Origin of the sequence: Thermanaerothrix solaris (genome assembly GCF_032334255.1) — a bacterium.
Lineage (GTDB): Bacteria > Chloroflexota > Anaerolineae > Anaerolineales > Anaerolineaceae > Thermanaerothrix > Thermanaerothrix solaris.
This window is the reverse complement of the sequence record NZ_JAUHMF010000002.1, coordinates 416,604-428,682: the sequence shown is the minus strand read 5'-3', so window position 1 is coordinate 428,682 and position 12,079 is coordinate 416,604. Positions and strand designations below refer to the sequence as shown.

Below are 12,079 nucleotides of genomic sequence, written 5' to 3'. Positions count from 1 at the left end.
TAACTCTGTGGGGAGAGATCAACCATCATGAACAACCCTGAGATCACACCTTTCATCGGGCCAAATGGGCTGAAATATCTCAACGTTACCGCCCACCCGCTTAATTTATTTGACCTGGATTGTGGGGAGTTCATCGTACCGCCCAGTGGTTGGGTGGTCAATGTCGAAATTGAGGTGTTAACCAGCCGCCGCGTGGGTGAGATTCAGGTGGATTATACCCGCCCGCTTAAGGATGCCGAAACCGAGCTCCTGTTACGGCAGTGGAAGGCGCGAGATGTGATCATCATCGGCAGTTCAACTGCGGCCATTGCTTACCCCGACCTGGTTTACGCGCCGGTGATGGTGATGAAAAATCAGCGCCTGACCAAAGTGGCTCACGCGCGGCGCTTTTCGGTGCCGGTGTTTGCCGGCGAGGAAACAATGCCGACCATTACTCTGGAATTGGGCATGCCAGAATTTCAACCCCATCTCGATCGGTTAGAGACCGGTTTGAAAGGGGATTGAGAGGTTCTTTAGGCCAAAAAGTTGCTATAATAATGCTATCTTCGCCGCATTCACAACGACTACTATCCACAGGGGGACGCCCTTGCCCGCAAAGTGTGCTCTCATCGCCACCCTAGGAACGGAGCCGCAGGTCGTTACCGCAGGGCTGGATCTGTTGTTAGATCGTCAAGAGCCAGTAAGCCGGGTGGAGGTCATTCATACCGGGGGAAACGCCACCATTGAGCAGGCGGTGGAAACCTTACGCACGGCGTTTGCCATGCCGCCCTATCGTGATCGTATTACGCTGGACCTGACGCCCATTCAGGATAGAAACGGACGCATCGTGAGCGATGTTGAGACCCCCAGCGCCATTCAATGGGCGTTTCGGGTGCTTTATCGTAGCGTATGGCGGGCAAAACAAAACGGCGAGCGTTTGCATCTGTTGCTGGCCGGTGGGCGTAAAACGCTCAGTGTGTTTGCCCTGGTCACCGCGCAATTGCTCTTTGATAAGGAAGACGCGCTGTGGCATCTTTATTCGGCAGGAGAATTCCTTGCCAGTCGCCGTCTGCATCCGCAGCCGGGGGACGAGGTACACCTGATCCCCATCCCGGTGCCGCTACGGGAAGCGCTTTCGCCGGCGCTGACGCACCTGCGGGGAATTGAGGACCCGTATGAGGCATTAGCCCATCTGCAACGGCTGGATTTAGAAAAGCGCACCCGCGAAGCCCAGATCTTTGTTGAAACTGTATTGACCTGGGGCGAGCGGCGGGTGGTGGAGCGGTTGGTGCGCGAGGGGTTGAGCGATGCAGCGCTAGCGCAGACCTTGCATCTCTCACAGCGCACGGTCGAGCAGCATCTGCGTTCGGCTTACAGCAAAGCGGCGGTACATTGGGGGCTGGAAGACGTGAATCGAGCGCAGTTGGTAGCGTTACTGGGGTTGTACTTCCAATATCAGCAGGATAAAAATACGGGAAAACCCTCATGACAAAGATGTTGGGACTTGTTACATTAAAAGCGCCCGTACGGGAGTCGCTGCGAGGGGGAAAGCGACACGGGGTGCAGGACTTACCGGCGGGCCTTTCAGCATTTTGGGACGAGGAAAGGAGGCTGCATGAGTGACGAACGCCGTGAACGCGCCCTGAAACTGGCCCTGGCCGGCCTGCTCCACGATGTGGGGAAGATGAAACTACGTGCGGGAGAGTCCGGTGCCTCGAGAACGTGGGACGATGAAGCCAAGCGAGATTACGGTCGTTTCCATGCCCTATTGACTTATGACATAGTGGGAGACTGGCTACCCCCTTTCCAGGATAGCGAAGCCGTAAAGAACTGGGCCGCCCAACACCATCGCCCCAACAAACGTGAAGATCACCTGGTGCGCTTAGCGGATCGGCTTTCTTCAGGTGAGCGCGAAAAAACCGATCCAGATGATGAGATGGCGACTCAGCCCAAGCAGTTGCTCTCTATCTTTTGCGTGGTAAACGCTGATAATCAAAATAATCTCGATAAACTTTACTGGCCGCTCCGCGCACTGGACTTGAATGAGCAAACAACGGACGAACAATGGTTTCCTGGGCAAGAATGGGCTAAAACCGACGTTGACCGCAGTTATCAGAACCTGTGGAAGGAACTTAACGAACAGGCCCAAAACCTGCGCCAAGCCCACGCTAATGGGGGTGACCTGGAAACGTATCTGGAAAGCCTGCTCTACCTCATGCAGCGTTATACCTGGAGCGTGCCTTCAGCCTATTATCACAGCCTGCCCGACATCAGCCTTTACGACCACAGCCGCATGACCGCTGCGCTGGCTGCTGTTCTGGATGACCTGGCATTATCAGATGAGGAACTGCGTGCGCTCGCCCAAGCCCCTCAGGAAAGTGATACTCCGGTGGCACTGTTGGTTGGTGGCGATCTCTCGGGTGTGCAGGACTTCATATACACCATCACCGACCGCGGCGCTACCAGTGCTTTGCGCGGGCGTTCGTTTTATCTGCAACTGCTCACCGAAGCCGCTGCGCATTACATCCTGCGCCGCCTTGACCTGCCCATCACCAACTTAATTTATGCCGGTGGAGGCAATTTTTACCTGTTAGCGCGTGCCAACGATACCGCGGATTTGAACCGCATCCGCCTGGACATCAGCCGCATCCTCTATAACCACCACCAGGGCGACCTCTATTTGGCGGTGGCCGGTCTACCTCTGGCCGCGCGGGATTTCTTCGCTGGACGTATCAGTTCCAAATGGCAGGAACTGGGCGAGTTGCTCCAAGTAGTCAAGAAACAGCGCTTTGTTGAGTTGCCGGCCTCGGATTTAGCGTGCTTGTTTGAACCCCAAGGGCGCGGCGGAAACGAGGAAAAGCAATGCAGCGTGTGTGGACGCGAATACGAGGACGTCCATCCGGATAAAAATAATCCCGCGGTGCGCAAATGCAAGGCTTGTGAATCCTTTGAAGAAGAGATCGGCGATCCGCTGCGCAAAGCGCGCTATCTGGTGTGGGATTTTGAGCCTCAACTCCCCACCCCACCCGATGGGGTCAGGTCCTCGAATACATCCAGCCCTTGGAAAGCAGTACTCAAAAACCTGGGGGCGCATGTTCACATCGAAGCAACCCTAGAAGAGCTCCATGAGCCCAAAGGGCGGCGGCTGATCCTGGCCTTGGACGAAAAAAGCCTGAACACCCTTAAGCCCGCAGCTCAGATCGCCGTAGGGCGGCGCCTTCTGGTCAACGTGACACCGCTGGTGACGGCGGAAGATGTATCCAAGTACGGAAAAGAGTACCAAATACGAACCGGGCAATCCCTAAAAGAAGGAGCGGTTAAACCGTTTGAACTTATGAGCATGCAGGCTATTGGGATTGAGCGCCTGGGTGTGTTGCGCATGGATGTGGATAACCTGGGGCAACTTTTCGCTCAAGGGCTCGGGGAAAAAGCCACCCTCTCCCGCGTCGCCGCGCTGAGTTTCGCCATCAGCCTGTATTTTGAAGGCTGGGTGGGTGTGCTGGCACGCAAGCGCAACCAGACCCAGGGTGACCGCCTGTATGCCATTTATTCTGGCGGTGACGATTTATTCTTTGTTGGTGCGTGGGATGAGGTGGTGGAACTGGGACGCGAAATCCGGCGTGATTTAACCCCTTATGCAGCCAAACACCCCGGCATCCATACCAGTGCCGGGATCGTGCTTATCGGTGGGAAATACCCCTTGGCGCAAGCGGCACAGGACGCCGGGCGTGCTGAGGAAGCCGCCAAGCGGCATAAATGGTGGGACGACAATAGCGATACTCCCCACACCAAAGATGCCATTTGCTTCCTGGGGCGGGTACTGCCCTGGCAGCGCTTCGGGATGAAAAAAAGTGCCACGGTCTCATTTGAGACTGCCTACGACACACTGGCTTTCTTGGAGGACCTGCTGGCACGCCAAAAAGCCAGCCGCTCATTGATCCGCACCTTGCTGCGCCTGGATGAACGCTACCAGGAGGCCATGGACGTGCGCCGCCGCACCGGGCGCGACCTGGGTGAGAATCATCGTCCCCAGCCCCTGTGGGGACCTTGGAACTGGCTTTTTGAATACCAACTGGCGCGGTTGCAAAGGATGTACGAGGAACAACTAGAGATTAAGAGTAACTTAGAGACACTGTGTCAGGAGATGAAAGAGGCATTTCACCAGCGCATTGAGTGGGTGAGCCTGGCAGCACGCTGGGCGGAGTTGAAGATGAGAAAGGGTGATCAATCAGAGCATTAGTATTGTGGGTAGGCGTGTATGAACAGCGAAGGCTTTTGCTTGGAATTGTTTACCCAGTCCGAGAATTATGAGGAGACCCCTTTGCGCGATCGCAAGGCTTGGATTGAACTTTGGAATCGCAAAGGAAAAGCTGAATTCTTGCGTGACTTTATAGCGTTGGCTAATACTGCACGATGTTTCGGAAAACCCGCCTATCTTCTTTTGGGCATCAATGATAAGGGGGAAATTGTTGGGATTGATCAAATGATTGAGCGTCTTGGATGGAACGGATTGGATGATCATCAAATCGCAGAAAAGATACGCAACCAGGTTAGCAATTTGATACGTGAGTATATTACTCCATCTCATCCCCATTGGGAGTTTAAGTTTTGCAGAACAGAAGAGAAAAAGGCGCTAGGTTACTTTCTAATTGGACCCATTACAAATGGGCCTTTCAGGGTGAAGAAAGCTTTTGGCTATGATGAGGGCTCACTTCAACCTGGACAGTGCTGGATTCGAATGGGAGAAAGCAAACACGAAGTGACATTACGAGAAATTTCTCCCGAGCAGGAGCCATACTGCTATTCCCACGCCCAAGTGCCTTATCTGCTCCCCCACCATTGGCGCGATTATATGAAAGGATGCATTAATGAATTGAATGTTAGTCCTAATATTGAACAGCGATATATCGAGTTACAGGCAGATACCGGATCTTTTCTTGAAGAAGAAGTAAGCAAATTTCTGAACGACCCAAATATGCGATGGCTAATTATAGAGGGCGTTGCAGGTAGTGGTAAAACATTGTTCCTCAAGCGCTGGATAAGTAAGCAGGCTGAAAACAACCTGGTAGCCATTGATGAAATTATTCGTCGCGAGGAGTTTGTGCCCCCACCCGACTGGATTCCTGTTTATTTCAGGCTTGGTCAGCGTGATCCTATAACGAATCTAGAAAAACTCACTGAACAATTGCTAAACAACATAAACTCGAAGGGCCGATTTTGGGAAACACGTCCGTCAAAGCCGGAGCAATTATTCGAATATAAAAACCTAAAATGGCTCTTCTGCCTGGATGGGCTGGATGAAATCTATGAGACTAAAAGTATCGGGCAATTCATCAATGCTCTGCGAGAGTTTTTAGAACGATTCCCCAAAGTTAAGGTGATTCTCACCACACGCCCCGGTTTTACTGGTTTGCCAGATGGTACTATTCCTTCCAAGCTCATTCGAATTGAAGGGCTGAGACGGGAACAAATCGAGAACTATATCGGTAAATGCCTATCCACAAGTTCAATAGACCTTCAACCTGAGGACGTTGATGAACTAATGCAGTACCTATTTTCAGATAAAGACCTCGCAGAATTATGTGCCTTGCCAATCTACTTGGAAGCCGCGGTTGAAGAATTGTTGAGCGTCCGTGTGCCTCCACTTGAGGTAAACGAACCTGCTACAACAGAGGCTTCAGAACCAATTAGGGCAGAATCGGAAGAAATTTTATCCAGTAAGATTGGAGACAAAGAACAAAACGGATCGCTGTCTTCTATTCAGGCTCATCTAGATGTAACACACGAAGACATGATCTTGGAAAGTGAAGACTACATCCCAAGAAACGAAGAGCCTTCTTCCATCGGGCCAGAAAAAGACGACGATATAGAAAGAGATTATCTTGCATATACTTTGCCACGAAGAGCGGTACTGATAGATAAGGTTTATCAAAGGTTGTGGAATCGAGAGATAAATCGTCGGGTGGGAAAAGAACGTGAATTCAAGGAATACTTCACAAAGGTGGGTAAATTGGCTCTGAAAATGGATGGAAATATTGAAACGCTTTCTCAAGAAGAGGCAAAGAAGTGTTTTACAAAAAGAGGACTAGAGTGGGTCCTAAATATGGGAGGAGTGCTTTTACAAACAAAATCGGGGTGGATAGAGTTCTATAACCGGCTAGCAAAAATCTATTTTGCGGCTAGTTTTATCAAACCCCATGTTGAGAATGGCACTTGTTCGGATATTGGACGTCTAATCTGCATGTGTCAACCAGAATTCAGATCGTCAGTACATGAGTTTCTCGCCGAATTGACCGCTCAAGAGTTAGAACCCATTTTTAGTTGCTAAGAAAAGGAGGTTACCCATGCCTGTCAATCTAAATGATCTCAAAACTATCATTACCGACCCTGAAGGCGCCGAGACCTTAGTCCAGGTCGCAGACCGGTTGGGGAAACAGCTGAAAGAGAATGGTCTCACGACCAGTCAAATCCGTGCACTCTTTGGTGAAGTGCGCCAGATTCAAGCCCAGTGGAGCCTGGGCGGCGAGCAGGGTAAAAATGCCCACCGTCGTCTGGTATTACTCAAACCCAAGATGGCCTACCGCGCCCGTAAAGAGCGCGGTAAAGCCGTGGGGGAACTGGTAGATGTGCTCCAACCGGCGCTGGATCTGGTCATCGAAGCCAAGGACGAAAAAGAAAAAGAAAAACGCTTCAATCATTTTGTTCAATTCTTTGAGGCTATCTTGGCCTACCATAAATCTTATGGTGGCAACTAAATTTGGAGGAGGGTATCATGGCCAACAATCAGCGTATTCAACTCAAAGGGCGTGTATTTATCACCTTCAACATCAAGGCCGTGACCGGCTTGCATATCGGCGGAACGGAAAGCGGGATTGAAATCGGTGGGGTGGATAAAACCGTCATTCGTGATCCGTTGACCAATCGCCCCTACATCCCCGGCTCGTCGCTCAAGGGCAAGATGCGCAGCCTGCTGGAGAAGTATAAGGGGCTGCGCCAGAACCAGCGCATCGGGCAAGGCTATATCCACTCTTGTGACAACCCAGAAGAATATCCCAACTGCGAGGTATGCCAGGTTTTCGGCGTGCCCGGCGAACGTGACTTTGCCACCCCCACCCGCTTGGTGGTGCGAGATGTGATGATGACCGATAAAAGTGCCCAAGACCTAGAGGTCAGCGGGCGCACCGACCTACCATACACTGAGGTTAAAACCGAGGTTTCCATTGATCGCGTCACCTCGGCCGCCAACCCGCGCCAGATGGAACGCGTCCCGGCCGGCACCGAGTTCGGACCGGCAGAACTGGTTTACAGCCTCTACGATGGCGATGGCTGTGATGTGCAGAAAGATATTGAGCACCTGCGCACCTTGGTGGAAGGGTTGCAGTTGCTCGAAGATGACTACCTGGGTGGGTTGGGTTCGCGCGGCTCAGGCAAGGTTAAATTAGAGAACATCACTGTAGCCCTGCGCGTTGGTGAAACCTATGCCGAGGAGAAGAAACTACTAGATAAATTTGAGAATCTTGGGTGTCTGGTTGAAAAATTAAAGGAATTACAGGACCAGATTCGCCAGCACGTGGGCAAATAACGCCCAGAGGAGGGCATAATGCCGCATCTGACGGCTTATCATCTCGCGTTCAAGAGTGGGCTCCACGTTGGTCAGGGCGCTGAAAGCCTGGAAGAGACCCTGGGCCATCTGCCTGCCGATACCCTCTTCGCCGCCCTGGTGCAGACCTGGCGCCATCTGGGTGAAGATGTCGAGGCGTGGTTACAGCCTTTTACCCAAGAGCCGCCCAATCCGCCATTTCGGCTCACCTCGGGCTTTCCTTTTGCCGGCCAGGTACGGTTTTACCCCATGCCGGTGGACTTGAGTAGCCTGTTCTCGACTCAAACGCTGCGAGACGCCCGTTACGGCAAACGTCTCAAACGCATTCGTTACCTTTCCGAGGGGTTGGTGCGTAAAGCCCAGGCCGGTGAAAGCCTGGACGCCTATCTCTTCCCTCCGGGAGAAGATGAAGAACCTGACCGGGGCGTGGCTCTGCAAGGGGGAACCTTGTGGTTGTTGAGAGACGAGATTGAAGGACTGCCCGAGAGTCTGCGCAACCTGAAGAACGGCACCAAGCGCCCACCGCGCGCCTTACGCTTCCTGCCCATTTGGCAAGAGCAGGAAGTTCCCCGCGTAACGGTGAACCGCATTAACCAGGGGTCAACCATTTATCATTCGGCGCGGGTGGTCTTTGCGCCCGGGTGTGGATTGTGGTTTGGCGTGGAGTGGTTGCGTCCCAATGAAGAACTCCGCCCCAACCTTAGTTTCAAGGCAGCGTTCGAACATGTCTTGCACACCCTGGAACAGCAAGGTTTAGGAGGTGAGCGCACCAGTGGCTATGGGGCATTCACGGTAACCCAAACAGAAGACATCACCCTGGCATCCCCTGAACCCGGGCAATGCGGGCTACTGCTCAGCCGCTATCACCCGCGCACCCAAGAAGAGATCGCTGCCAGTTTACAGAAAGGTGATTCGGCCATCTCCCTGGTAGCCGTGGGCGGTTGGCTTCACAGCATGGGGCAAGCAGCCCAACGGCGCAAACGGGTGTGGCTGATCGGTGAGGGCAGCCTGGTGACATGGGCTGAACAGCCTGTCCTGGGCAATCTATGTGATGTGCGTCCGGAGTACCATAGCCAGACCTTTCCCCACCCGGTCTATCGTTACGGCCTTGCCCTGGCTATTACCTGGCCGGGAATCCAGCAGGCCTAGGAGGTGAACATGGCCGATTATGCGCTTTACCGCCTCAAGATTTCATTGCTCACCCCGCTGCACATCGGCAACGGGCGTGAGTTGATGCACGAATACGACTACGCGCTCTACAAAGGGGCTACCTGGCGGCTCAATGAGGCGGCGCTGTTGGAAGCACAAAACGTTGAAGACCCCCTCCTGGCGGACAAACTCGCCCAAACTCCGCCGGCGCAACTGCTCAAAGACACTGATTTCGACCCCCAGAACCCTTACTTTCGCTATGTCATACGCGGTCTACCCCGTTCACGTGCTGAGGGGGCTGTGGTGCGGGAACAACTCAAAGACCCCTTTGATCGCCTATATCTGCCCGGTAGCTCTCTCAAAGGCGCCTTGCGTACTGCCTTGGCCTGGTACGCCTGGGGAGAACGTAAACTGCGCCCTGATTTAGCACGCCTGGGGCGGGATCGCCGTTTTGCCGCGCAGGGTTATGAGCACGACCTTTTCGGCCCGGACTCCAACCACGATGCGCTACGCGCCCTGATCATCTCCGACTCCCAGCCCCTGCCAGTGAATGATCGTCTCTTCCTGGCTAATGTGCGCGTCCTCAACCGCGGCGGCAGCTTGGGCTCCCCGATTGAAGTGGAAGCCGTTCGCGCCGACACCACCTTTGAGGCCATACTCAAACTAGACTTAGCGCTGTTTTCCGAGTGGGCTCGCCGCCACAAACTTAATCTCAGCGGTGAGGAATGGCTGCGCAACCTGGCACAGGTGGTGCAAACCCACAGCCAGGAGCGCATACGACGTGAAAAAGCCTGGTTTGCTTCGATCCCCAATGGAACGCGTTTACACCAGTTCTATGCGCGATTAGAAATGAGCCAGGTGCCGGAAAATGCTTTCCTGCTCCAATTGGGATGGGGCACCGGCTGGGAAGATAAGACCTTTGGCACCCGCCTGAGCAATGATGGTCAGTTCATGGAACGATTGATTCAGCAGTACAAACTGGCCCGGGGACGGCGCAAACCGGGAGATCCCTTCCCTAAGAGCCGCCGCGTGATCATGGTTTACCAGCATGATTCTTCGGGCAAAGTGACCGGTGAACAACCCGCTTTACCCTTGGGTTGGCTGCTGGTGGAGATGGAGAAAGTGAAATAGTCTGGGGAGGTGAACATGGGACACACAGTGATCACGTTTCTCGGTGTACGCCCAAATAAAACAGAGTATGAGTATCAGGGAAAAACCTACACAGGCGAGGTATTTGCTGAGGCCATGCGCGAGTTCCTTGAATTCGATCGCATGCTGGTCTTCGTCACTGAGGAGGCTAAGAAAGAGTCCTGGCCTGTTCTTCAGAAACACAATGACCCCAGAATCCAGGAAGTACTCATCCCTACCGGCGAAAGCGAAACAGAAGTATGGGAAATTTTTGATACCGTCATCCAACACGTGCCGGAAGGTGAGGAAGTAACCTTTGATATCACACACGGATTGCGCTCCATTCCATTCCTGGTCTTCCTGTTCGCGGCTTATCTTCGCTCTGCCAAACAGGTCAAGATCCGCTCAATTCTCTATGGGGCATTCGAATTGCGTAAAAGGGAAGGGAATCAATCCCGACCGGCGCCGGTATTTGACCTCTCTAAATTTACCACCATGTTGGAATGGATTAACGCCACCGATCAGTTCATCCAAACCGGTGATGCTTACCGTCTGGCCGCACTGCTTGAAGAAGTCAAACAACAAAAGAAAGCCGCTGAAACCCTGAAAAATGTTTCCCAGGCCGCGCTGTTGTGTCAACCGCTAACTTTAATGAAAAAAGCGAATGAATTGGAACCGGATCTAAATAAAGCCGCCGACTCTTTTTCCACCACATCACAGCCCTTTAAGGTACTGAGCAAACGCATTTTGGACACCTTTAGCGCCTTTGCCTTGAGGGAACCCCTAAAGAATCCCCAGCAATTTCTGGAACGCGAATGGAAACTTATTCAATGGTATCGCGAACACGGACAACTCATCCAGGCGCTTACACTGGCGCGTGAATTCCTTTTAGATTTTATTTACTACAAACTAAAGAATTCCATTGATTTAAAACGAAGAGAACGCATGAAAATGGAGCGAGCGTTGTCTGGTTTAGAACAACTGATGATTAACCAGAAAAAAACAAACCGTGCCAGTGACCAAAATCAAGACGAATCATCCAACGGCCAAGTATGTACTCCGGAAGATCTAAATCCTTATGGCCGCCAAATCCATGATCAATGGGAAAACTGGGAAGACATTGCTTGCTTATATTCCGAGCTCGGTCAGGTACGCAACCAATTAAACCATGCCGAGCACCAAGCAGACGCAATGAAACTTAGAAAAATTAAGCAAAAAGCAGAAGAAAACCTTGACCAACTTCACAAGTTGCTGGTGGACATGCAATTCCTGACTATACCGCCCCAAGAACAGCCATGCACCTCTTCACCCTCCTCGGCGAACAACCCATCCCTAACCTGATCCCGTTGTGGCAGGCGCCGCGAGCCTACACCCGGGTCACGTTCGTGGTCACCTCGCGCACCCTGCCCCAGGTGGAGGTGCTCAAAGCCGCTATTGCCCACGATCCCGCACTGCGCCAGGTACAGGTCTCCCCACCGCTGGTGGTCGAAGCCTACGACCTCGCCCAGGCACGCACAGCGCTCGTCCGGGCCCTCGAGCAAGCAACGTCCCCGCTGTATCTCAACCCCACCGGTGGCACCAAGATCATGAGCCTGGCCGCCCAGCAGGCTGCACACGTCCTCGGCGTACCCTGGCTCTACGTCAGCACCGAGATTGGTCAGATCATCCACTACACGGCTGCAGGCGAGGAGGTAAAACGCGAGCCGATCCGCGTGCGGGTGAGCGTGGAGACCTATCTGCGCGCGCATGGGCTGGAGGTGAGCCTGGGCAAACCCATCGGCGCCTGGCACAACATCAAAACGCCGCCCCCTACCCCCGGCCACACCCTGGAGGAGGACGTTCACCAAGCCCTGGTGCAAAGCGGGCGCTTTGACGATGTCCAACGCAACGTCTATATCCGCAAGCGCGGGAGCAGTGGGCACTTTATTGACAACGAACTGGACATCATGGTCACCTACAACGGATTGCTGGCGGTCGGTTCGTGCAAAACCGGCAAAACCCTCTCCACCCACCTCTACGAACTTAGCGCGCTCTCACGACGCGAAGTGGCCGGCATCTACGCTCGCAAAGCCCTTATCTACCGCGACACCGAACCACGTCCGGGCATCCGCCGCCGTGCCCGCCTGGATGATATCGCCCTTGTGCCCGCTGCAGACCTGAACCAGGTGGTGAATGAATTTTCCCGTTTACTGGGTCAATCTTAACGTCATGGAGGTATCATTG

Annotated in this window: 10 protein-coding genes; all 10 read left to right on the top strand. The window is 53.3% G+C overall.

The window, feature by feature from the left end; genetic code table 11:
* Positions 1-27: 27 nt before the first annotated feature.
* The 10 genes from QYE77_RS10100 (at position 28) to QYE77_RS10055 (ending at position 12,060) form a co-directional block, all read left to right on the top strand.
* Complete coding sequence (locus tag QYE77_RS10100; RefSeq protein WP_315625284.1) at positions 28-504, top strand: hypothetical protein; 477 nt, start codon at positions 28-30, stop codon at positions 502-504.
* A gap of 82 nt (positions 505-586) precedes the next feature.
* The gene (locus tag QYE77_RS10095) at positions 587-1,468 is read left to right on the top strand and encodes a CRISPR-associated ring nuclease (RefSeq protein ID WP_315625283.1); all 882 of its coding nucleotides are present in this window, start codon (positions 587-589) and stop codon (positions 1,466-1,468) included.
* Positions 1,469-1,594: 126 nt separating this feature from the next.
* A complete protein-coding gene (gene cas10 / locus QYE77_RS10090; protein ID WP_315625282.1) occupies positions 1,595-4,219 on the top strand; it encodes a type III-A CRISPR-associated protein Cas10/Csm1 in 2,625 nt (874 codons plus the stop codon).
* 18 nt (positions 4,220-4,237) lie between these two features.
* Positions 4,238-6,307 carry an NACHT domain-containing protein gene (locus QYE77_RS10085; protein WP_315625281.1) on the top strand — a complete coding sequence of 690 codons (2,070 nt, stop codon included), beginning with the start codon at positions 4,238-4,240 and terminating at the stop codon, positions 6,305-6,307.
* A 16-nt stretch (positions 6,308-6,323) separates the two neighbouring features.
* A complete protein-coding gene (gene csm2 / locus QYE77_RS10080) occupies positions 6,324-6,734 on the top strand; it encodes a type III-A CRISPR-associated protein Csm2 (protein ID WP_315625280.1) in 411 nt (136 codons plus the stop codon).
* Between the two features lie 17 nt (positions 6,735-6,751).
* Complete coding sequence (csm3, locus tag QYE77_RS10075) at positions 6,752-7,561, top strand: type III-A CRISPR-associated RAMP protein Csm3 (RefSeq protein WP_315625279.1); 810 nt, start codon at positions 6,752-6,754, stop codon at positions 7,559-7,561.
* 18 nt (positions 7,562-7,579) lie between these two features.
* A complete protein-coding gene (gene csm4 / locus QYE77_RS10070; protein WP_315625278.1) occupies positions 7,580-8,728 on the top strand; it encodes a type III-A CRISPR-associated RAMP protein Csm4 in 1,149 nt (382 codons plus the stop codon).
* 9 nt (positions 8,729-8,737) lie between these two features.
* Positions 8,738-9,859, top strand: coding sequence for a type III-A CRISPR-associated RAMP protein Csm5 (gene csm5 / locus QYE77_RS10065; RefSeq protein WP_315625277.1), 1,122 nt, complete (start codon positions 8,738-8,740; stop codon positions 9,857-9,859).
* 15 nt (positions 9,860-9,874) lie between these two features.
* A complete protein-coding gene (csx2, locus tag QYE77_RS10060) occupies positions 9,875-11,197 on the top strand; it encodes a TIGR02221 family CRISPR-associated protein (protein WP_315625276.1) in 1,323 nt (440 codons plus the stop codon).
* The gene (locus QYE77_RS10055) at positions 11,152-12,060 is read left to right on the top strand and encodes a Card1-like endonuclease domain-containing protein (protein WP_315625275.1); all 909 of its coding nucleotides are present in this window, start codon (positions 11,152-11,154) and stop codon (positions 12,058-12,060) included. The genes csx2 and QYE77_RS10055 overlap by 46 nt, the downstream gene beginning before the upstream one ends.
* Positions 12,061-12,079 lie beyond the last annotated feature (19 nt).

Bases quoted from the DNA above. Each gene is read 5' to 3' on its own strand.
- QYE77_RS10100 (WP_315625284.1), top strand. From the start codon at position 28: ATGAACAACCCTGAGATCACACCTTTCATCGGGCCAAATGGGCTGAAA.
- cas10 (WP_315625282.1), top strand. From the start codon at position 1,595: ATGAGTGACGAACGCCGTGAACGCGCCCTGAAACTGGCCCTGGCCGGC.
- QYE77_RS10055 (WP_315625275.1), top strand. From the start codon at position 11,152: ATGCACCTCTTCACCCTCCTCGGCGAACAACCCATCCCTAACCTGATC.
- QYE77_RS10085 (WP_315625281.1), top strand. From the start codon at position 4,238: ATGAACAGCGAAGGCTTTTGCTTGGAATTGTTTACCCAGTCCGAGAAT.
- csm3 (WP_315625279.1), top strand. From the start codon at position 6,752: ATGGCCAACAATCAGCGTATTCAACTCAAAGGGCGTGTATTTATCACC.
- csm2 (WP_315625280.1), top strand. From the start codon at position 6,324: ATGCCTGTCAATCTAAATGATCTCAAAACTATCATTACCGACCCTGAA.
- csx2 (WP_315625276.1), top strand. From the start codon at position 9,875: ATGGGACACACAGTGATCACGTTTCTCGGTGTACGCCCAAATAAAACA.
- csm4 (WP_315625278.1), top strand. From the start codon at position 7,580: ATGCCGCATCTGACGGCTTATCATCTCGCGTTCAAGAGTGGGCTCCAC.
- csm5 (WP_315625277.1), top strand. From the start codon at position 8,738: ATGGCCGATTATGCGCTTTACCGCCTCAAGATTTCATTGCTCACCCCG.